The sequence below is a fragment of the Sporosarcina sp. Y1011 genome (assembly GCF_057669885.1).
Genome location: NZ_JBYHFP010000002.1, coordinates 237573 through 258871, shown reverse-complemented (window position 1 = coordinate 258871; position 21299 = coordinate 237573). Strand labels below are relative to the sequence as shown.

Sequence of the window (21299 nt, the reverse complement as noted above, 5' to 3'; positions counted from 1 at the left end):
GAGGCGTGATTGATCTAGGATTCACTTCATTCTGCGACAGGGCCAGTCGTATGGTAAAATGAAGGTATCATTTGTTTGAAAGGAAGATTACTTTGTCAAAAGTACTCCATACATTTTTAGAGGAAAATTTAAAAGAGCTTCGTGATCAAGGACTTTACAATGAAATTGATCCTATTGAAGGACCAAACGGCCCCATTATTAAGATTAAAGGTAAAGACCTTATTAACTTATCCTCTAATAACTATTTAGGACTTGCAACAGACGAAGATTTGAAAAAGCTAGCAATTGCCGCGACTGAAAAATACGGTGTAGGAGCCGGAGCGGTCCGTACCATTAACGGGACGCTTGACATTCACGTTGAGCTAGAAAAAAAGCTTGCTGAATTCAAAGGGACGGAAGCTGCGATTTCTTACCAATCAGGCTTCAACTGTAATATGGCGGCAATTTCCGCTGTTATGACAAAAAAAGATGCGATTCTTTCGGATGAATTAAATCATGCTTCGATCATTGACGGCTGTCGCCTTTCCGGTGCGAAAGTTATCCGCGTCAAACACCAAGACATGGACGACCTCCGTGCCAAAGCGAAAGAAGCGACGGAGTCCGGTCTCTATGAAAAAGTAATGTATATTACAGATGGCGTATTCTCAATGGACGGCAATATTGCCAACCTTCCTGGAGCCGTCGAAGTCGCGAAGGAATTCGATTTGATCACGTATGTCGACGATGCGCACGGTTCAGGCGTCACCGGTAAAGGGAAAGGAACCGTCAAACATTTCGGTCTTGAAAAAGAGATCGACCTTCAAATGGGTACTCTGTCAAAAGCAATCGGCGTCGTTGGCGGCTACGTTGCAGGTACGCAGGAATTAATTGATTGGTTGAAAGTCCGTTCACGTCCATTCCTTTTCTCCACGTCACTGCCTGCAGGAGATATCGCGGCAATCATGGGCGCGTTGGACAAGATATCAGAATCGACAGAGCTACATGATAAACTTTGGGAAAATGGGAATTATTTAAAAGCAGGACTTAAGAAATTAGGTTTCAATATTGGTGTATCCGAAACACCAATCACACCATGTATCATCGGTGAAGAAAAGCTGACACAGCAATTTTCAAAACGCCTAGCTGAAGAAGGTGTTTACGCTAAGTCAATCGTCTTCCCGACGGTCGCTAAAGGAAAAGGCCGTGTCCGCAACATGCCGACCGCTGCACATACAAAAGAAATGCTCGACGAAGCACTTGCGATTTATGAAAAAGTCGGTAAAGAACTCAATGTAATTTCATAATAAAGATTGAATCCCAGGTGGCGCACATGAGCTGTCTGGGGTTCTTTGGTAAGAAGTTTGATGGGCAGATAACTATGGAAATGATCTAGGTAAAGGAGAGATGTGCATGATATTCGAAGAAGTGATGCAGCAACTAAAAGAATTCGGCAACGAACAGACGAAGAATACGTTCTTAAATCACGGTGCAACTGAACCACTGTTTGGGGTACGTGTGGGGGATTTGAAAAAGGTTTTGAAGCATATTAAAAAAGATCATGAACTGGCACTTCGTCTTTACGACACAGGTAATTCCGATGCAATGTACCTTGCAGCGCTTGCGGTGGATCCGAAATTGATGACTGAAGATGATCTCAGGCGGTGGAGTGCTGCGGCAACTTGGTATCTAATCGCAGAAAGTGCAGTCGGTTGGGTAACAGCGGAAAGTCCAAATGCGTTAAAACTTGCACGTGAATGGATGAAATCTGATCGTGAAATGACAGCGGTCGCGGGTTGGAGCACGTATTCAAATTACGTTACGTATGCAGGGGCGGAAGAACTGGACCTGGATGAAATAAATTCACTCTTGCTGGAAATCCGTGATTCGATACACGTTGCACCAAATCGAGTACGCTACAATATGAACCAATTTATCATCTGTGTTGGGGCGTATGTACCCGAACTTCGTGATGCAGCAAGCAATGTTGCAGAAATTGTTGGGAAAGTACATGTCGACGTTGGAAATACGGCATGTAAGGTCCCGCTTGCAACAGAATATATTAACAAAATACTTGAGCGCGGTGAACCGAAGAAAAAGAAAACAGTCCGCTGTTAATAAAAGAGTAACCTTGCTATTTCAAGCGCATACTTATACAAACGAAAAGCCCTCCTAAAAATGAGGGCTTTTTTGATTCAATCAATCACGCCTCGGAGTGATTGCGTCCAGATTTTGAATTGATCTTGCGGCCTACAGGATGTAGGTCATGCAGTCGTTGCGACAGGACGTCGCGAACTTAGACTGCCTTCCTATTAACTCCCTTCAAAATCTGTGACATCCGCCGGGGGCTTAACAGGGAGGAATTGAAACTCATCCCTCCTAATTCAGCAGGGGTTTGCTCCCCGCTGAATGAAGTTAAACTTTGAAATCACCGTTAACGAAGCGTTTCTTTGTATGATGCAATACAAAACGCTGCATTCCGGTAGCACTATCAATGGAGCGATCCATTTCAGTCTCGTATTCATCACGGTTTCCGCGTTTCAAGGCCGCATAGGCTTTTAAAGAGTGGATCATCCAAGGCGTTTGCAATTTAGAAGTAAAGTTGGAAGCTTTGTCGAAGTTCCCATTCATGACATAGGCATGTCCTAAATAATACTCTTTATATTCTTGTCCGCTGAGTTTTTCAGCGTGCCCCATCACAGCTTTGGAGTTGTTTTGGAAAATTGCTAGGTTTGCGCCATAAATATCGGACATATCCTGTTGCGTATAGGTATTTATAATTCTTTTCAATGATTTCTCTATATCTTGCTTATTTCCATTTGCCAGCGCATAGGAATAACCGAAAATGGGTTTCTTATAATTAGCAGAAACATATCGGCCAATCGCTCGAAGAGATTTGGATTTATAGATGATATACATTGGCCGAAAAATGGACACGGAAATATACAAAACCAAGACCGCGGAGACAACAATCCACTTTGGCGCATCAAATGATACTAGAACAAATATGAGCATAATCCCTGTAGCCAATAGGAGTATTAATCTATAGAATTTTGAAAAGACAGACGGCTTATTATTTGGTAACATGATTCACCTCAAGTTTTCCTCTAATTATAACAGATAAGCTGATAGCAAATAGACTTCTATGGAAAACAACGTTGTCTTTTCCAGGAGAACGTTTTATAATGGACAAAGGCTTTTAAATCAACAATAAAATTAAAGTTAAATAGTTGTGTACTCCCCATAAATACAATCGTTCGAAAGTGAGGGACAGTTTATCATGAAGAAAATTTTGGTGACAGGTGCTTCAGGTCAAATTGGTTCAGAGTTAATTGCAAAGTTGCGTAAAGAATACGGTACCGAAAACGTCTTGGCGACAGATATTCGTTGCACGGATTCGGCAATAGAGGGTCCTTTTGAAGTGCTCGACGTGACAGATGCTAAAAAAATGCACACACTTGCGACAGATTTCGGTGCGGATACAATGATGCATATGGCTGCATTGTTGTCAGCAAAAGCTGAAAATGAGCCATTGTTTGCATGGAATCTCAATATGGGCGGCTTGATGAATGCACTAGAAGTATCGCGTGAACTAAATATGCAATTTTTCACACCGAGTTCCATCGGTGCATTCGGACCGTCAACTCCGAAAACGGACACACCTCAAGACACATTACAGCGACCAACAACCATGTATGGGGTCAACAAAGTTGCAGGTGAGTTGCTATGCGATTACTACTTCCATAAATTCGGACTTGATACGCGGGGAGTTCGATTCCCGGGGTTAATCTCGTATGTAGCACAACCGGGTGGCGGTACAACGGATTATGCGGTGGATATTTATTACAAAGCGCTTGAAGAAGGGAAGTACACTTCTTATATTGCAGAAGGCACGTATATGGATATGATGTATATGCCCGATGCATTGCAGGCGATTGTCGACTTGATGGAAGCCGATCCAGCGAAATTGATCCATCGCAACGCGTTCAATGTAACCGCGATGAGTTTCGAACCTTCTCAACTCGCTGCGTCCATAAAAAAATACATAGCCAACTTCGAAATGAGCTATGACGTAGACCCGGTACGTCAAGCGATTGCCGATAGCTGGCCCGATTCCATTGATGCAACAGCGGCCGTGAACGAATGGGGCTTCAAAACGAACTATGATTTGGATAAAATGACGGTTGATATGCTAGACAAATTGAAAATTAAATTGAATAAATGAGTATCCGGTAATGGAATTTATTCCTTACCAAATCAAAAAGACCTCGCAAACTTCTGCGAGGTCTTTCGTTTGTTCATTAAAATAAAAGATGTGCGACTCCTGCAATAATTGGCAATGAAATCACCGTACGCAGAAGGAAGATAACGACAAGTTCCCAAAAGTTGATGGGGATTTTTGACCCTAGAAGAAGGCCGCCAACTTCTGCCATGAAAATGAGTTGTGTTACTGAAACAGTGGCAACAACGAACAATGTTAACTCAGATGTAATCATGCCATTCGCAAGAATTACAGGTAGGAACATGTCCGTGAATCCGACAACCATAAGTTGCGCCGCTTCAGCCGCTTCAGGTATACCCAGGATGGACAGAATCGGTACGAATGGTATACCTAGAATTTTGAAGACACTTGTATACTCCGCAAGAATTAATGCGATGGTCCCGAAAGCCATAACGACCGGAATGACACCAACCCACATATCCAGGACGTTTTTTATGCCTTCGGACAACATTTTAATGAAAGAACGATTTGAATTCGCTTTTGTTAATGCGTTTTCAAGTCCATGAGTCAATGAGTTGTATCCCTCTGGCAATTTTTCTTCATCACCCGTAAACGGTCTTCCGTCTATATATTCATCCTTCTTTTTGGAAAGAGGATAAATCCGCGGCATGATAAATGCAAGGACAAGGCCAGCTAGAACGACTGTCCCATAAAATGGTAAGAAGTATGAGCCGAGACCAACTTCTTCGATAATGACGATAGAAAAAGTAATCGATACAACAGAGAAAGTTGTTCCAATAATGGCCGCTTCTTTCTTTGTATAAAATCCTTCTTCATATTGTTTGCTTGTTAGTAGCACACCAATTGTTCCATCTCCAATCCATGATGTCAGTGCATCAATTGAAGAACGACCAGGTATTTTAAATAGGGGACGCATCACTTTCACCATCATTGTTCCAAAAAATTCGAGTAAACCGAAATTTAGAAGAAGTGGCAAGAGCATTCCCGCGAAAAGGAAAATCGTAAATAGGAATGTAACAAGACCGGTTTCACTGAGTAGAAGCCCACCTGTATTTTCATTCCAAATGGCTTCCGGTCCAATTTTAAATAAAGTGAAGATTGCTAAAGTTGCTCCGATAATACGAACGATTGTCCAGAAAATCGATACTTTGAATAAGTTTGTCAGAAAAGACTGTTTGACAGAGTCTTTTGGAAAAAACGAATAAGCGATTGAACCGAGTGCAGCGATAATAAGTGTAATCGTAGCAACCCATGGCATTATGGATGAAATTCTATTTGATAATAGATCTGCAAGTATGGCAACAGGGATTTTCCAATCTCCGCCATACTTTACCGGAATCATAAATAAAAGAATACCGAGAATAGATGGAACGAGGAATAAGAACCAAGTGGATAAATTGAACTTTTTCATAATATCTCCTTTTTGCATAACGTTTGTATATGTTGAATATTTATACATATTACAACGTAATTCTCTTTATGTAAATATTATATAAATATGTTCCATTTTTCAAACTATTGGTGAAGAAAAAAACTGCAGCCTTTGTATAGACTGCAGTTGTAGTATTGGGGATATTATACTAAATCCCTGTCCCAGCGGTACGTATAAAAACGCTCATAATTCAACCATTTAAGCGCATCCGGATCAAGAGCTTCTATTTTTTTCTCCATCTCAATCATCATCCAGACTGTCTGGGATGCATGTGCTTTTAATGTCGCGATTTTTTTGTCAGCATTCGCTGTAATATCGTGTGTAACATCAGGTTCGCCAAGCACTTCAACTGAATTGTTTGCAAAAGCAAGTGCATAAATTGTTGGGCGTTCCGTTTCTGGCATTCTTCGGATGGCACGGACAACTGCGCGGCCCGTTGCATCATGGTCGGGATGAACAGCTAAGCCTGGATAGAAAGTAATGACAAGTGAAGGGTTCGTTTCTTCGATTAAATCTGTAACGAGCTTCACCATTTTTTCGTCATCTTCAAATTCAACGGTTTTATCGCGGAATCCCATCATCCGTAAATCGTCGATTCCCATCGCTTCACACGCCAATTTAAGTTCTTCTTTGCGGATCTGCGGCAATGTTTCGCGATTTGCGAATGGCGGATTGCCTAAGTTACGACCCATTTCACCAAGTGTCAAGCACGCGTAGGTAACTGGTACGCCCATATCCCGGTAGGAAGAAATGGTGCCTGATACGCCGAATGCTTCATCGTCCGGGTGAGGAAATATGACAAGTACGTGGCGTTCTGTTTTTATCAAAATCGTATCCTCCTTAGTATGTGAATGGGGTCTCGCTGATTTGAAGCGCTACTGCAAGTTTACCTTCTGCTTCAAGTCCTGCCATGAGCAGGCGTCCGTGTTCATCGAGTTTATAATGTGTGATGCCTTGTGCGTAAATCCAACCGTATGGCAGTTTCAAACCGATGCGGTGAGGCGAATCGCCAGCCACTTTACCAAGTTCGAATTTAACGATAATATTGCGAATAAATGCGCCCGCATTGAAAAATGCCTCATTGGTATGGGCAGCGTATGAGCCGTTCGTCGTTTCAAGATGAATGTACACATCTTTATTTGCAAATGAAGTTATGAGTTCCTGTAAATGGTCCGCTTTCACTTTCTCCATGCATATGCCTCCTTAAATCTATAACAATGCTTCTCTTCAGTATATAGAAAATGGGGCGTGAATGCGATAGATGGGCTTAGATCTGGATAATGGAAGGGGAGAGATTACGGTGGCGTGCCCAATGAAACGTGGGAAGTGTTCAACCAACCGCATGAAATCTCCAACAACCCAAAAAAACGCCAAGAGACATTCCACATGTCTCCTGGCGTTTAAAACATATTAAATTTCAACTGTCGTAATTTCAGTTGCGCCGAAACGGTTTTTCGCTCCGTGCATGACAGGTCCAACGTACTCGTTCAGTTTCCAGCCGTTAGCGATTGCCGCTGTGACGAACTTTTTCGCTTCGAATACAGATTCTTTTACATCTAGGCCATTTGCAAGGTTAGCTGTGATTGCAGCTGCAAACGTGCAACCGGCGCCGTGATTATAAGTTGTGTCTGTTTTATCTGCTTTAAGAAGTGTGAACGTTTTGCCGTCATAGAATAAATCGACCGCTTTATCGTGTTCAAGCTGTTTGCCGCCTTTGATGACAACATTGCGAGCGCCCAGTGCATGGATTTTTACAGCTGCCACTTTCATATCTTCAATGGTTTTCGGCGTTTTTGTACCTGCAAGCTGTCCAGCTTCAAACAAGTTCGGTGTGACAATTTCCGCTTTTGGAAGAAGGAATTCAACCATGGCGTCAACTGTCCCAGGATTCAATACCTCATCTTCACCTTTACAAACCATAACTGGATCGATGACTACATGTGAGAGACCTGATTCTGAAATCGCATTACCCGCAATTTTGATGATTTCTTCTGTGCTGAGCATGCCAGTCTTAATGGCATCGATTCCTGTCGAAAGCGCAGTTTTTATTTGCGTTTTTAAGACGTCGATTGGCAATGAGTAAACACCGTGTGACCAATTATTATCCGGATCCATCGTCACGATGACTGTAATTGCTGTCATGCCGTAAGTGCCGTGTTCTTGAAATGTTTTCAAGTCCGCCGCAATACCTGCACCGCCGGAAGTATCAGATCCTGCAATTGTTAACGTCTTTTTCAAAGTCATATTGGGTCTATCTCCTTTTTAAATAAATTCTAAGTTAATCTTATCGAATTAAAATTGAAATTACAATTGTCCGATATTATCGGCTTTTATCATTTTATAGATGGAATAAGCGAGAAAGGCTGCAATACTTGAAATCACGGCAGCCAAGACGACATGTTTGTTTAAAATGAGGCTTATGGCAAGAGCTAGCATGACGATAATTCCACAACTTACTAAAATGATGAAAACAATGATTCCCGCCTTTTTAGAGCGCTCAGGAACCAAATCACTATTCTTTGCAGCTTCAGAAACATTTTTCATCTTCTCACGTAAGTGCATATCCGCCATGTCGCACCTCCCTCAGACAATCGTACCACTTTTTCAGTTTGTTTGGAGAATTTTAAAATTTTGCAGAGTGAATTAATTTCATAATTGAAAACCCTATCATTGACGAGGTTTCTTAATCGATTATTCCTTTGCGTGGATGATTTCCGTTGATTGAAACGGAAGGTGGCGACTCCAGCGGGAAAAGCGCGATAGGAAGAGAAAGTTCACTCTTCCTTGGCTAAAAGCCCCGCAGGAACGCAGTGACGAGGAGATTGAAGCCGTGCCCGCGGAAAGCGTCCGCCTGGAGTGCAAATCAACCTTGTTCGGATTTAAATACTAAATTTCCTATTATGAAAATGATGACATTGCAACTGAGTCGGGACGTTAGGCGACCTGGGCTGTAGTTCTTGTTTGAAATGCAACTTTCCTATAATCTAAACGTATAAGAATAGTATCGAAAAAAGAGGAAAAGAGGGATGATGTGGCGGATGAAAAGAAAATCGGTGAAATTGAGCGCCTACTGAAAGAATTGAAAGCTTCAGAGGAAGAAACTGCAGTGACAGTGGAAGAAGTGGAAGGACGCTCGTCGGGATTCTGGCGTGTTGGGAAAGTCTTCTTTTCATTATGGAAAAAGTCTTTTTTAGCAATTGCAATTCTCCTTTTACTACTCATGGTTGCTTTACCATTTGCGACATACTTCATTCTGAAAACAGGGAGCACATTTACAGAGCAAAAAGGTGCTTTCCTTGAACAAATCCAGGACTTGAACGAACTTGCAACGGCAGAAGCATTCACAAAAGTCATTATAGAGCGGCAAGATAATACGTTGTTCGGGCAAAGCATCGGTCTAAACGTGCCGGGCACAAAGCGACAGCTGTTGGTCGTCGTTCCGGGATCAGTGAAAGCGGGCGTTGACATGTCCGGAGTAACGAAAAAAGATGTGGTAATCGATGAAAAGAATAAAACTGCTAAACTTACTTTACCGCCTGCCACTTTCCTTGGGGGAGCAGAAATCTTTTTCGATAAAGTCGAAGTGTACTCCTACGAAGGCGTATTCCGGGAAAAGGCGAATATCGAAGAAGCGTACGAACTTGCCGATGAAGCAAAAAAACTAATCATGGAAGAAACGATAGCTCAGGGTGTTTTAGCGACAGCGCAACAAAATGCCGAGAAGACACTAACAGAAATGTTTTCATTCGCAGGCTATACCGTAACGATTGATTTCAAGGAGTGAGTGACTGTGGATAATAAGCATATAGGTAACGAATGGGATGAAGTCCTAAAAGAAGAATTTGAGAAACCCTATTACAGTACGCTACGTGAATTTCTGAAAAAGGAATATGCTGAAGCTACGGTATTTCCACAGATGGATGATTTATGGACTGCATTCAAAAGGACGTCATTCAATGAAGTGAAGGTCGTGATTTTAGGACAGGACCCCTATCATGGACCTGGACAAGCACATGGCTTAAGTTTTTCTGTGAAACCGGGTGTCAAAATACCGCCAAGTCTGCGCAATATGTTCAAGGAACTGGCGACTGACATGGACTGTCCAATTCCGGAAAACGGAACATTGACAGGGTGGGCAGACCAAGGCGTACTGATGCTAAATACGGTGCTAACTGTGCGCCAAGGCCAGGCTCATTCACATCAAAAACAAGGTTGGGAGACGTTTACGGATGAAGTGATTCGGTATTTGTCTGAACGGGAAAAGTCGGTCGTCTTTCTATTATGGGGACGAGCTGCCCAAGGGAAAAAGAAACTCATCGATGCAACGCGACATGCGATTATTGAATCGGTTCACCCCAGTCCACTGAGTGCGAGCCGTGGATTTCTAGGTAGCCGTCCATATTCACAAGCAAATGAGGCTTTAATAGCGTGGGATGAAACCCCGATTGATTGGTGCCGAACAGGCGGAGTGCTTTAAATTGCACAGTTTGCATGATAAAGTTGGAGATGAAAAGAGGTGGACCGTTGTGGCAGTAAATTGTTTTCAATGCCAACATTTCTTCATAACATGGGATCAGCGGAGCCCACGTGGCTGCAAAGCATATGGATTTAAAACGCGGGAAATGCCATCGGTCGTCGTCAGGAGGTCTTCGGGCATGGAATGTTTGCAATTTGAACAGAAGAAAGGGGATGCCAAACCATGATTTCTTACGATCGAATCATATCGGAAATGGAGCGACAACTCAGTGCGGCAAGGCAAGCAAATGATGAAAGCACAATGCGGGAAGCGTTTTCTGCTATCAGATCGCTTTGCGAAGTTGCGCTTGGCGGAGAGAGTAACCGGGAAAGTAAAGTTTTCCCAAAAATGCTTTCGACCGGCAACACTGTCCCATCGATAAATTCGTTGGAGGGCAAACCCCTTGAAGAAGAGGATGCTAACGGCGGCTCGCTATTTGATTTTTGATTGGCGAAAGAAATGAAGTACTGAATTCATAACAAGAGAGTAGGGAACGATTTGCCATTTTTCATTATTGCAGGGGCTGTCAACGCAGCAATTGCCGTGGCCTTTGGAGCCTTTGGAGCACATGCTTTAAAAGAAAAATTAACTGAACACTATTTGGCTATCTGGAATACAGCAGTGCAGTATCAAATGTTCCACGCACTTGCACTCATTGCTGTTGGTATCCTTATGAGCTCATCGCTTTTTGGATCGTCTACGCAGTTAAGTTGGGCCGGGTATTTAATTCTTGCGGGAATCATTATCTTTTCCGGCAGCTTGTACGTGCTGAGTTTGACTGGGATTGGCATACTTGGTGCCATCACACCAATCGGTGGCGTTGCATTCATCGTAGGATGGGTCATGCTGATTATAGCGGCCATTAAATTCTCAAACTAAAAAAAACTTCTGAAAGCCCAAGTAATGGGATTCAGAAGTTTTTTGAATTTAGGGTTGCTGTGGGAAGTACCTGACTTCATTATCAAATTCGGCATAATCGAAATAAATCATCGGAAATAGAAAACGATGTCCTGTTGTCGAATCGCTTAAGATGACATGATCTCGGCCGGCTGCCTCTACAGTCCCACGTACTGCTTTCGTATTTGTACCCTCTCCAGTTGCACGTTCGAATGAAAAGTGGAAAGTTCCAGGTTCACCTCTATTCAATCGTAAAATGTTTTCAATGTATGACTGCTCACGTTGAGGTGGTCCTGCTGGCGGACTCATTGGCCTAGCTGGAACTGTTCCTTGTGGAGGTGCGACATGCTGATTCTGATAAGCGGGGTTCCAATAATATTGGACCATTATTTCATCCTTTCTCCATTAGAGATTATAAATTCGGGCAGTCTTCTACAGTCGGGCTAAAGAAATAATGCGACTTGAATCTGCCGGTGTTCCACTGGTTATACCATTGCGCAGGGAAATCACCTGCCGGCATGAAAAACCATAATGACCGTTCGCTAGGAGTGAAACGTTCACCGTTGATGGTGCGTCTTGCTAGTTTTCGATCTGACTCACAGGCACGCTGATAGAAATAACTTTTTGTTGTCGCTTCGAAGCCGCCGGGACTCTGGAAAACTATGTCCTGCAAACTCCGAATATCATTGAAGTCTAGACATCCCAGCGCGTACGCGATTGACCCCAACATTGCCGACTAAAAGCACCCCTAATTGACCGTCTCCTTCCGCTTCAGAGCGGATCAAACGTGTGAGCAAATCTAATTCAGCGTCCGTGTATTTTATTACAGCCACGGCACAACCTCCTTGATGAATCATATGCGCTATGGGCATCACTTATAACTCCGAAAAAAAATACCGTCTACCTGTAAAAACAGGTAGACAGTATTTATAGAATTGCTTAGATATTGAAAAACGCTTCTCTTTTGTCGCCTTCCAAAATGGTTCCAACAAAGAATGAACCGAAATCAGCATAGCGTGCGCTTACTTCATCAAAACGCATTTCATAAATAAGTTTTTTAAATTGGAGAACGTCCTCTGCGAACAATGTAACGCCCCATTCGTAGTCGTCAAAACCGACAGAACCCGAAATGATTTGTTTCACTTTACCAGCGTAGCTTCGGCCAATTAAACCGTGTGCGCGCATTAGTTCTTTGCGTTTATCCATATCTAGCATATACCAGTTAACGTCGCCGTCGCGCTTCTTGTCCATTGGGTAGAAGCAAATGTATTGGCTGCGTTGAAGTTCGGGATATAAACGCCCACGTACATGTGGGTTTTGATAAGGATCTTCCGTAGATTCGCCTGCAAGGTAGTTCGACAGTTCAACAACTGACAGGTACGAGTAAGCTGGAATCGTGAAATCCGCGATTGCGAGTTTATCGAATTCCGTTTCAAGCTCTTGCAGTTCAACCATTGTTGGACGCAATGTAATTAGCATGAAATCCGCTTTTTGACCGATTACTGTATAGAAAGCGTGTGCGCCGGTTTTATCGTCATCCGCTTTTTGAAGCTTCTCAAGGTAGACAAGAAGTTCTTCGACTGCTGCTTGGCGTTCGTCTTGTGGAACCAATTTCCATGACGCCCAGTCCATTGAACGTAAATTGTGCAATACATACCAGCCATCGAGTGTTTGTGCTGCTTCGATCATATCAAATCAGACTCCCTCATTATGAATTAACTTCTTATATTAGTGTAGCATAAACCGACGTGTTAGGCCTCTGACTTGCGCCAGTGTCACGAATTTGACATGAAGTAAAACGCTTTTACAGCCTCTCCCATTGGTGTATGCTTGAAGAATAAGATTGTGTGAAAGGTGGATATCCATTGGCTGATTTATTTGGCGGTATTAAAGAGAGTTTAAGTGGTAAACGAAAGACGATAATCCTGCCTGAAGGAACGGATATCCGCGTTTTGGAAGCTGCATCGCGCCTTCAAGGGGAGGGTCTTGTGAAACCCGTCCTACTTGGTAATGAAGCTGAGGTGAAAGAAGCCGCAACTGAAGAAGGAATTGATATTTCGGAAATAGACATTATTGATCCCGCGAGTGCTGCTTATTTTGAAGAACTCGCTGGAAAATTCGTAGAGCGTCGTAAAGGTAAAGCTACTTTAGAACAAGCGCGTGAACAACTGAAAGACGTCAATTATTTCGGAACAATGCTTGTTTACACAGGGCGTGCAGACGGATTAGTAAGCGGGGCGGCACATTCAACTGCAGATACAGTAAGACCAGCACTGCAAATCATTAAGACGAAACCGGGAATTTCAAGAACAAGCGGGGCTTTCATCATGATGAAAGGCGACGAACGTCTCGTTTTTGCAGATTGTGCAATTACAGTTGCACCGACAGCGCAGGAACTGGCTGAAATCGCAGTCGAAAGTGCAAAAACAGCGCGATCATTTGGTGTGGATCCACGGGTTGCAATGCTCTCGTTTTCCACAAAAGGGTCCGCGGTTACTGAAGAAACGGAGAAGGTTGCGAACGCGGTGAAAATTGCTCAATCGCTTGCGCCGGATTTACCATTAGACGGTGAATTCCAATTCGACGCGGCTTATGTACCGGAAATTGCTGCGAAAAAAGCACCTGGATCCATCATTCAAGGCAATGCAAACGTTTTTGTATTCCCATCGCTTGAAGCGGGTAATATCGGTTATAAACTAACGGAGCGTCTGGGCGGTTACGAAGCAATTGGACCCATTCTTCAGGGATTGAATGCACCCGTAAACGACTTGTCGCGCGGTTGTTCCGCAGATGATGTGTACAAGCTTGCTTTGTTGACAGCGGCACAAAGTCTATGAACAGGAGAATCTGAAATGACATATGACTCTTTTTTATACATTCCCGAATGGCGTTTCGTGGATGAATCAATGACATCCCGCAATCGCTCCGCACTGGAATCCTTCGCTGCGGACGATACGCTTTGTCACCTTGTTGGCCAGCAAATGAGTAAACCGACAGTTCGTACATGGGTTCACGACAACACCGTCGTGCTCGGAATTCAAGATCATCGGCTTCCGCATGTTGCAGAAGCCATATCGATACTTGAAACTGCGGGATATAATGCAATCGTCCGCAATTCAGGCGGTCTTGCAGTATGCCTTGATGAAGGTGTGTTAAACATATCAATCGTACTGTCAGAGCTGGATTCTTCAATCGATATTCCGGCGGGGTATGAAGTGATGCTCGCATTCGTGCGCATGCTTTTCCCTGAAGCAGGCAACCGGATTGAAGCTTATGAAATCGTTGGCTCGTACTGTCCAGGATCGTTTGATTTAAGCATTGGGGGCCGTAAGTTTGCGGGCATCTCGCAGCGCAGATTGCGTCAAGGCATCGCGGTTCAGGTCTATCTTTGCATCGAAGGAAGCGGAGCGGAACGTGCCGAGTTAATTCGTTCTTTTTACGAGGTCGGTTTGCAAGGGGAGGCCACAAAGTTCGATTACCCATCCATCAAACCGGAAGTGATGGCATCGCTGTCAGAACTGTTGGAAATGCCACTGACTGTCAGTGAAGTAGTCATCCGTACACAGCTTGTGCTGCGTAAACTTGCGGACTACGTTGACATGGGCGGCTTAAAACCGGAAGAAATGGAACTGTACACCTATTATTTGAACCGTGTCTTTGAACGAAATAAAAAAATGCTAGAGCACGAATAACAAAACACCACACAAGGTAAAACCGCCTATCAATGATTGATAGGCGGTTCTTTAGATACAAGGTTACCATTTTGTTCCATCTTGAAGACGGGTGCCGTGCGATCGGTTTCGTCATCTAGTGTAACGAGACGACGTGCCCGATTCATAATTTGAACAAATTGCTCATAATCAGCGCGCAGTGTTTTATTTTCCTGTTGAAGGTTTTCGATTTCTCTTTGGAGCTGCTCGACCTTTTCATTCGCGATTTTAGCAGTTTGCCTCCATCGAAATGACTCATTATCACCCGCGCCCGTATGATGCATGCGTACGAGAAAAGCGATAACCGTATCTAGGGATAAGTCCGATAATGGAACAGATACCTTTCTTTCTTCTGCTGCACCTTGTGAAGGGCTATATAATTGTTGTCCCCGGCGTTTAAAGTCTTTGCCCAGGACACGTATGGCTTGCTTGCGTTCTTTTTTCGCGTCCGCTAGTTCCTTTTCATAGTCGCGCCTAACAACTGCGTTCCATCTGAACCCGCAAGCCGCTGCCGTTCTGTTGAGCGCATCCCCAACTTCTTCGAAAGCGCTGAGTTGTGTACTACCTTCGCGGACATGCCGCAATACTGTGTCGGCTAATAAAGTATCATTTTCTTCAATCCAAGCATCCTGCCTAACTTTCACCATTTCCGTGCCTCCTGTCATATGTTCATAGTTTCTAACTACGGTTAGTGTGTACAGGAATGTGTTACTTTATTCATAATGAAAAAAGCATTCTATCTCTTTTTCACTTAAATGAACCTTTTTCCATCTTCCAGAGAAGCAATTTTATGATTATACTAAGAGGAATGAGTTATCGGAGGTGCACGATGGAATACAAAAATGAAAAACTGAAAGAAGAAAAGGTATTCAAGGATCCTGTGCATCGCTATATACACGTGCGCGACAAGGTGATTTGGGACGTGATCGGTACAAGTGAATTTCAGCGCCTTCGCCGTATTAAACAACTAGGGACAACCTATCTCGTATTTCACGGGGCGGAGCATAGCCGGTTCCATCATTCGCTGGGCGTCTATGAAATCATCAGGCGCATCATTGACGATGTTTTTAGTGGCCGTCCTGAATGGAACAGCGATGAAAGACTAGTGACGATGTGTGCGGCGCTGCTGCACGATCTCGGGCACGGTCCATTTTCACATGCCTTTGAAAAAGTGTTCAATCTTGACCATGAACAATTTACGCAAGCAATTTTGCTAGGGGATACGGAAGTGAATGCAGTACTTCGCCGGGTAGCACCTGATTTCCCGCAAAAAGTGGCTGACGTTATCGGTAAAACCTATCCCGATAAGCTTGTGGTCAGTTTAATTTCAAGCCAGATTGATGCGGACCGAATGGATTATTTACAGCGTGACGCTTATTTTACAGGGGTGTCCTACGGGCATTTTGATATGGAACGGATTTTACGCGTCATGAGGCCAACTGAAGACCAGGCCGTCATTAAATACAGCGGCATGCATGCCGTGGAAGATTATATAATGAGCCGTTATCAGATGTATTGGCAGGTTTATTTCCACCCTGTATCGCGCAGCGCTGAAGTCATTTTAACGAAAATCTTACATCGGGCAAAACATTTGCATGAATTGGGATATGTCTTTAAACAAGAGCCTACCCATTTCCGTTCATTTTTCGATAAAGTTATTGTTCTGGAAGACTATATAGCACTTGATGAAAGTATATTATTGACCTATTTCCAGATTTGGATGAAGGAAGACGACTCTATTTTAGCGGATCTTTGCTATCGTTTCATCAACCGCAAACTCTTTCAGTATGCAGAATTTGATCCGGCAACAGAATACCGCAAAATCAGTGTACTCGAACAATTATTCAAAGATGCGGGAATTGACCCCGCGTATTATCTCGTGACAGATTCGTCGTCTGACTTGCCCTATGACTTTTATGGCCCGGGCGAAGAAAATGAACGTTTGCCGATCTTTTTGCAAATGCCAAATGGCGAGTTGAGCGAGTTGTCACGTTCATCGGATGTGGTGGATGCGATTTCAGGTAAAAGACGGACAGACCATAAAATCTATTTCCCCGAAGATGTGCTGGAGGCAGGAAAAGAACAAAATCCACTGTATGGACAGATTTTACATATGTTGAAAGGTTAGGAGAGGTTAAGTTGTTACAGGAACACGCAAAAATTGTGCAGTTCATTTCAATCGCGAATGAAGTGACTGGCAGAAAAAAATTACAAAAAATGATTTATATCGCAAAAAAAATGAATTTCCCGTTTGCGGAAAAATACGAGCTCCACATGTATGGACCTTATTCAGAGGAATTAACGTTGCGCGTAGAAGAACTGCGTGAGATGGGCTTTCTTGCGGAACAATGCATAGATAAGGGATCTTACGTCCAATACAGCTACCAGGTAACAGAGGAAGGGCAGCATTTTCTTGAGACAGCGGACAACGCTCATGAAAATCTTGGAACTTGTATCGATAGCATGAATGTAAAAAGTTCACGTTTTTTAGAACTAGTTTCAACTCTGCTCTACTTCGATCACCTCGCAAAAGACGAGCAAATTGCCAAAGTCCGTATCGTGAAAAATAAACTGAACTTCTCCGACACGGAGATGGCTGCTGCATTCGATTTCATCGGTGAAATGCAGGGCAATGCAATCTAAACGTAAAAAAAGGCTATGCCCTCACGGAAAAATTCCGCAAGGGGCATAGCCTTTCTTCTGCTAATTATTGATCACTTAAACGTTTTCCAGCAACAGCGTAATGGTTTTTTAACATCTCTTCGATGATAACAGTGACGCTTTGAGCAGGTGCACCTGTTGTTTCAGTGACTGCTTGTGTTACTTTATCGCAAAGCGCACGTTTTTGTTCATCCGTGCGACCTTCCAACATTTTTACAGTGACGATTGGCATTTCATTTCCCCCTCCCTGTAGTTATTGGGTATAGTATATATAGTATCAGATTTGGAGGGGACGAAGAAATGCCAAATGAAAAAAAACCGAAGCAGAAATTGGGTTTTACAATTATAAAGGATGATCCTACTGACGGTCATGGTGGATATGGAATCGGATCGTTGTCTCTTGAAAACGTGTCGCCAGTCATTATCGACGTCGAAGAAGGGGTCGCACAGATCGAAATCGGTGCGATGCACGCAAGGAGCGACACGGAGCGGGGTATCAAGTTTACGCTGAACCGGGAAGATTCAGAAGGTGGAAAACCCTACTGGCTTGTCTGGGTGACAATCGATTTCAGAGAAGAAGGACCTTACTACGCAGGCATCACAGCTTGTGAAATGGTCATCAACCGTGAAAAACGTCGGGGCTATAAAGTACTCGCCGATCACGTCAATCGGATGGACAAATCGATGAAACGCAATATCATTGTCGACCATATGGATGATAAATCAAAGCAAATCCTTGCCGACTTCCTTGCAAATCATAATAAGGAAATGTGGGATCGAAGCGAACCAAAATTGCATATCGGTCTAAGTGTCGACTCACCTGGATTGTGAACAAAAAACGACAAATTTTGTAGACTTTGACTTCCAAGGTTGAATGTCAGCTTGAATAGAAGTAAACTAACATCATAGCTTGCTGTTGTAAGCTAGGACAACCGGAATTGTGCATTACCTGATGAATACCGTATCAAACAAACCCAAGCGTGATACACCTTTTAACAGGAGGCCTTGACTGGTAAAAAAGCTATCCAACCCCGAATTGATTTCGGATTGGATAGCTTTTTTGATTTTGATGAGAATGTCGACCGCTCAAAGTAGAGAGTAAACCGCCCAATCCCGTGCGTCGACCGCCCATATAAGAGTGCGGACCGCCCAATCCCGGGCGCCGACCGCTCAAATAAGAGTGCGCACCGCTCAATCCCGGGCGCCGACCGCTCATATAAGAGTGCGAACCGCCCAATCTCGGGCGCCGACCGCCCATATAAGAGTGTAAACCGCCCAATCCTAGGCGCCGACCGCTCAAATAAGAGTGCGCACCGCTCAATCCCGCGCATCGACCGCTCATATAAGAGTGCGAACCGCCCAATCCCGCGCGCCGACCGCCCGAATAAGAGTGTAAACCGCCCATTCCCGGGCGCCGACCGCTCAAATAAGAGTGCGTACCGTCCAATCCCGCGCGTCGACCGCTCAAATAAGAGAGTAAACCGCCCAATCCCGCGCGCCGACCGCTCAAATAAGAGTGCGCACCGCCCAATCCCGCGCGTCGACCGCCCAAATAAGAGAGTAAACCGCTCAATCCCGCGCATCGACCGCTCAAATAAGAGTGCGAACCGCCCAATCCCGCGCCCCGACCGCCCAAATTAGAGAGTAAACCGCCCAATCCCTACTCAAAAAACGAAAATGGGAACAGTTCAAATTTCTTGTCGTCCGCTTTACCTGAAGAGCGCTGTTCTCTTAGAGTTTTATCCGTACATAACTTTTGTGGCATATCCTTCTCTTTCACATAGACCAGCCTTTGCTTGTCACAACCGTTAACTGCAATACCACCAGTTTCAACGTCAACGATGACGCCATTTACACCTTCTGGTGGGATGAACGGTTCTGCCGTTTTTCCGCGATGGACTGTCTCCATAAAGTCAATCCATATTTTCTTCGATGCCGCTTTATCTGACGCATCGGTCAGTTGCTTTCCGACGTCGAATCCCGTCCAGATGCCAGCTGTCAGCGAAGGCGTATAACCAATCAGGTATTGATCGGAAATCGTTGTTCCAGATTTGGCTGCATAAGGACGTGTTTGTTTTTGCCGCATTGATAATCCTGTGGATGTAGAATAATCGTTGAACACGGGATCGAACATGCCAGTCATCAAGTGAGAAAGAACGAATGCATCCTGTTCACTCATGATGTGTTTTGTACTCTTTTTGGGCCGCTCATATACCGTTTTTCCATCTGCATCTGTTATGGATAGAATCGTTGTTGGTACAGTTTCAACGCCGCCCGATGCAATCCGATTATAGGCATTCGTCATATCGGAAAGAGTGACGAGGGAAGTGCCGAGTGCCGTTGCAGGTGATTCTGGAAAATCGCCATTGACACCAAGACGTTCTGCCATTTTGCTGAATTTCTTATAGCCAATATCCTCAAGTGTCTTTACGGCGTAGATGTTGTCAGAAATAGCGAGTGCCTGCGCTAGGGATAAGGGATGTCCTGCAAATTTACCGTTTACGTTGTTTGGCTCATATGTCGAGCGGCCGTTATCATACGTGAAAATGGTCTTTTCAGTTGATAAAAACGTCAGTGGACTAAATCCATCTTCCAGTGCAGCCGCATACAAAATAGGTTTCATCACAGAGCCGGGTTGGCGTTTTGCTTGTGTCGCCCGATTGAAAGGACTTTCAGTGTAATCTATTCCGCCGACAAGAGACGTGATGGCGCCCGTTCCAGCCTCGATTGACATGAAACCGACCTGTAATCCGCTGTCGGGCATCCATTTTTCAATCATTTCCTCTGCGGTTTGCTGATGAAGGGGATCCAACGTTGTGCGTATTGTCCAGCCGCCTTCAGCGGGATAGCGTCCTTTCGCGGTAAGCACTTTTTCCGCTTCTCGCCATACTTCATCCAAAAAGTAAGGTGCAATGCGCTTTGAATCAGCCCATTCTCGATTTTTTAACGTGATGGCTTCGTTCGTTGCCCGTTCTTCCTGCCGCGCCGTAATATATCCTTGTGCCTCCATCAATGAAAGAACAAGCAATTGTCGTTTTCTCGAATTTTCAGGACTATCAACAGGAGAGTAAACCGATGGGCCTTTCGCTATTGCCGTAATGACAGCAGACTCCTCAAGCGTCAAATCTTTTGCTGACTTTCCAAAATAAAAATTACTAGCCGCTTCAACTCCGTACATCCCGTGGCCGAAGTAGACGGTATTCATATAACCTTCCAAAATGACATCTTTATCATAAAATACTTCCATTCGGTATGCATACAGTGCTTCATGAATCTTTCTTTTCCAAGTCTTTTCAAACGTCAGGTACAAGTTGCGTGCATATTGTTGGGTAATCGTACTGGCACCTTCAACTTTTTTTCCTGCTTTCACATCTTTTAAAAGAGCCCCTGCAATCCGTTTATAATCAAAGCCATCGTGGTTATAAAAGTTTTTGTCTTCCGTTGCAATGACTGCGTCAATCAGAAAAGGGGACATTTCGTCAAGGTCGACCCAGTACCGCCGTTCCGCGGAAAAACGATCGCCGATTTGCCTACCGTTTTTATCGAGAAAGACAGAAGCTTTAGGCACACTCAAAGAAGGGGCACCTGTAATCTGTGCATACAGTCTGAGCGATATGAAGACGGTTAGCGCTGCCATCAGCATCGTAACGGATAATAGCAACAGCCGTCGTATCGTCGTGCGTTTTTTTTTCTCTTTTACATACACTGTCCGTCGCATACGATCCCGTCCCGTCCATGTCATTCCATCTAGTATGCGACGCATGCAAACAGATTAAACGGTACACACGTAAAAACTTGCTTTACTCGGATAGATTGAAATGTAGACTGGTAAAAGGATATAATGAGAAGATGTTTTATGACTAG

At 44.0% G+C, this 21299-nt stretch carries 25 protein-coding genes and 1 pseudogene; 13 read left to right on the top strand and 13 right to left on the bottom strand.

The annotated features are described in order from the left end of the window. Window positions 1-92 precede the first annotated feature (92 nt). Together AC25Y5_RS03470 and AC25Y5_RS03465 are read left to right on the top strand one after the other, a co-directional pair. Window positions 93-1283 (top strand): glycine C-acetyltransferase, encoded by a 1191-nt coding sequence (locus tag AC25Y5_RS03470; RefSeq protein WP_482105692.1) that lies wholly within the window; start codon window positions 93-95, stop codon window positions 1281-1283. Window positions 1284-1389: 106 nt separating this feature from the next. Further along, window positions 1390-2094, top strand: coding sequence for a DNA alkylation repair protein (locus tag AC25Y5_RS03465; protein ID WP_488139109.1), 705 nt, complete (start codon window positions 1390-1392; stop codon window positions 2092-2094). A 297-nt stretch (window positions 2095-2391) separates the two neighbouring features. Here the strand turns inward: AC25Y5_RS03465 and AC25Y5_RS03460 are convergent, their stop codons facing one another. Next, entirely contained in the window at window positions 2392-3063 is a 672-nt protein-coding gene (locus tag AC25Y5_RS03460) for a hypothetical protein (RefSeq protein WP_482104366.1), read from the bottom strand. Between the two features lie 193 nt (window positions 3064-3256). On the opposite strand from AC25Y5_RS03460, the gene AC25Y5_RS03455 reads away from it, so the two are divergent. Then, window positions 3257-4201, top strand: coding sequence for an L-threonine 3-dehydrogenase (locus AC25Y5_RS03455; protein ID WP_488139108.1), 945 nt, complete (start codon window positions 3257-3259; stop codon window positions 4199-4201). Between the two features lie 76 nt (window positions 4202-4277). On the opposite strand, the gene AC25Y5_RS03450 is transcribed toward AC25Y5_RS03455, so the two are convergent. The 5 genes from AC25Y5_RS03450 to AC25Y5_RS03430 form a co-directional block, all read right to left on the bottom strand. After that, entirely contained in the window at window positions 4278-5630 is a 1353-nt protein-coding gene (locus tag AC25Y5_RS03450) for a YjiH family protein (protein ID WP_488139107.1), read from the bottom strand. Window positions 5631-5794: 164 nt separating this feature from the next. Continuing rightward, window positions 5795-6475, bottom strand: coding sequence for a bacillithiol biosynthesis deacetylase BshB2 (bshB2, locus tag AC25Y5_RS03445; protein ID WP_488139260.1), 681 nt, complete (start codon window positions 6473-6475; stop codon window positions 5795-5797). 16 nt (window positions 6476-6491) lie between these two features. Then, window positions 6492-6842, bottom strand: coding sequence for a YojF family protein (locus AC25Y5_RS03440; protein WP_488139106.1), 351 nt, complete (start codon window positions 6840-6842; stop codon window positions 6492-6494). 219 nt (window positions 6843-7061) lie between these two features. Further along, on the bottom strand, window positions 7062-7895 hold the full coding sequence (thiD, locus tag AC25Y5_RS03435; protein ID WP_488139105.1) for a bifunctional hydroxymethylpyrimidine kinase/phosphomethylpyrimidine kinase: 834 nt from the start codon (window positions 7893-7895) through the stop codon (window positions 7062-7064). A gap of 60 nt (window positions 7896-7955) precedes the next feature. Then, a complete protein-coding gene (locus AC25Y5_RS03430; protein ID WP_488139104.1) occupies window positions 7956-8222 on the bottom strand; it encodes a hypothetical protein in 267 nt (88 codons plus the stop codon). A 460-nt stretch (window positions 8223-8682) separates the two neighbouring features. Between AC25Y5_RS03430 and AC25Y5_RS03425 the strand changes: the two genes are divergently transcribed. Genes AC25Y5_RS03425 through AC25Y5_RS03405 form a run of 5 tightly spaced genes read left to right on the top strand, consistent with a single transcriptional unit; the run spans window position 8683 to window position 11046 of the window. Beyond that, window positions 8683-9435 carry a DUF4230 domain-containing protein gene (locus tag AC25Y5_RS03425; protein ID WP_488139103.1) on the top strand — a complete coding sequence of 251 codons (753 nt, stop codon included), beginning with the start codon at window positions 8683-8685 and terminating at the stop codon, window positions 9433-9435. A gap of 6 nt (window positions 9436-9441) precedes the next feature. Next, entirely contained in the window at window positions 9442-10128 is a 687-nt protein-coding gene (locus AC25Y5_RS03420) for a uracil-DNA glycosylase (RefSeq protein ID WP_488139102.1), read from the top strand. Window positions 10129-10177: 49 nt separating this feature from the next. Then, a complete protein-coding gene (locus AC25Y5_RS03415) occupies window positions 10178-10354 on the top strand; it encodes a uracil-DNA glycosylase (protein WP_482101406.1) in 177 nt (58 codons plus the stop codon). Next, window positions 10351-10614 carry a YwdI family protein gene (locus tag AC25Y5_RS03410; protein ID WP_488139101.1) on the top strand — a complete coding sequence of 88 codons (264 nt, stop codon included), beginning with the start codon at window positions 10351-10353 and terminating at the stop codon, window positions 10612-10614. Before AC25Y5_RS03415 ends, AC25Y5_RS03410 begins: the two co-directional genes overlap by 4 nt. 51 nt (window positions 10615-10665) lie before the next feature. Next, complete coding sequence (locus tag AC25Y5_RS03405; RefSeq protein WP_482101170.1) at window positions 10666-11046, top strand: DUF423 domain-containing protein; 381 nt, start codon at window positions 10666-10668, stop codon at window positions 11044-11046. A 48-nt stretch (window positions 11047-11094) separates the two neighbouring features. Here AC25Y5_RS03405 and gerQ read toward each other — a convergent pair whose 3' ends face one another. The 3 genes and pseudogenes from gerQ to hemQ form a co-directional block, all read right to left on the bottom strand. After that, window positions 11095-11451: a spore coat protein GerQ gene (gene gerQ / locus AC25Y5_RS03400; RefSeq protein ID WP_482101169.1), complete on the bottom strand. Its 357-nt coding sequence runs from the start codon at window positions 11449-11451 to the stop codon at window positions 11095-11097. A 25-nt stretch (window positions 11452-11476) separates the two neighbouring features. Next, window positions 11477-11897, bottom strand: a pseudogene (locus AC25Y5_RS03395) (cell wall hydrolase). A gap of 106 nt (window positions 11898-12003) precedes the next feature. After that, entirely contained in the window at window positions 12004-12753 is a 750-nt protein-coding gene (gene hemQ, locus AC25Y5_RS03390) for a hydrogen peroxide-dependent heme synthase (RefSeq protein WP_482101168.1), read from the bottom strand. A 176-nt stretch (window positions 12754-12929) separates the two neighbouring features. Here hemQ and pta point away from each other — a divergent pair, with 176 nt between their 5' ends. Together pta and lipL are read left to right on the top strand one after the other, a co-directional pair. After that, on the top strand, window positions 12930-13901 hold the full coding sequence (gene pta, locus AC25Y5_RS03385) for a phosphate acetyltransferase (RefSeq protein WP_482101167.1): 972 nt from the start codon (window positions 12930-12932) through the stop codon (window positions 13899-13901). Window positions 13902-13916: 15 nt separating this feature from the next. Next, window positions 13917-14756 (top strand): octanoyl-[GcvH]:protein N-octanoyltransferase, encoded by an 840-nt coding sequence (lipL, locus tag AC25Y5_RS03380; protein ID WP_488139100.1) that lies wholly within the window; start codon window positions 13917-13919, stop codon window positions 14754-14756. A gap of 29 nt (window positions 14757-14785) precedes the next feature. Here the strand turns inward: lipL and AC25Y5_RS03375 are convergent, their stop codons facing one another. Then, entirely contained in the window at window positions 14786-15421 is a 636-nt protein-coding gene (locus tag AC25Y5_RS03375) for an RsfA family transcriptional regulator (protein ID WP_482101165.1), read from the bottom strand. Between the two features lie 182 nt (window positions 15422-15603). On the opposite strand from AC25Y5_RS03375, the gene AC25Y5_RS03370 reads away from it, so the two are divergent. Together AC25Y5_RS03370 and AC25Y5_RS03365 are read left to right on the top strand one after the other, a co-directional pair. After that, window positions 15604-16902, top strand: coding sequence for an HD domain-containing protein (locus tag AC25Y5_RS03370; protein WP_488139099.1), 1299 nt, complete (start codon window positions 15604-15606; stop codon window positions 16900-16902). An 11-nt stretch (window positions 16903-16913) separates the two neighbouring features. After that, window positions 16914-17417, top strand: coding sequence for a YwgA family protein (locus tag AC25Y5_RS03365; RefSeq protein WP_488139098.1), 504 nt, complete (start codon window positions 16914-16916; stop codon window positions 17415-17417). A gap of 64 nt (window positions 17418-17481) precedes the next feature. On the opposite strand, the gene thmT is transcribed toward AC25Y5_RS03365, so the two are convergent. Then, the gene (gene thmT / locus AC25Y5_RS03360) at window positions 17482-17667 is read right to left on the bottom strand and encodes a 2-hydroxymuconate tautomerase (RefSeq protein ID WP_488139097.1); all 186 of its coding nucleotides are present in this window, start codon (window positions 17665-17667) and stop codon (window positions 17482-17484) included. Between the two features lie 68 nt (window positions 17668-17735). Between thmT and AC25Y5_RS03355 the strand changes: the two genes are divergently transcribed. Then, window positions 17736-18266: a YwhD family protein gene (locus tag AC25Y5_RS03355; RefSeq protein ID WP_482101162.1), complete on the top strand. Its 531-nt coding sequence runs from the start codon at window positions 17736-17738 to the stop codon at window positions 18264-18266. A gap of 161 nt (window positions 18267-18427) precedes the next feature. Here AC25Y5_RS03355 and AC25Y5_RS03350 read toward each other — a convergent pair whose 3' ends face one another. Next, a complete protein-coding gene (locus tag AC25Y5_RS03350) occupies window positions 18428-19018 on the bottom strand; it encodes a hypothetical protein (RefSeq protein WP_488139096.1) in 591 nt (196 codons plus the stop codon). 77 nt (window positions 19019-19095) lie between these two features. After that, window positions 19096-21153 carry a transglycosylase domain-containing protein gene (locus tag AC25Y5_RS03345; protein WP_488139095.1) on the bottom strand — a complete coding sequence of 686 codons (2058 nt, stop codon included), beginning with the start codon at window positions 21151-21153 and terminating at the stop codon, window positions 19096-19098. Between the last annotated feature and the right edge of the window lie 146 nt (window positions 21154-21299).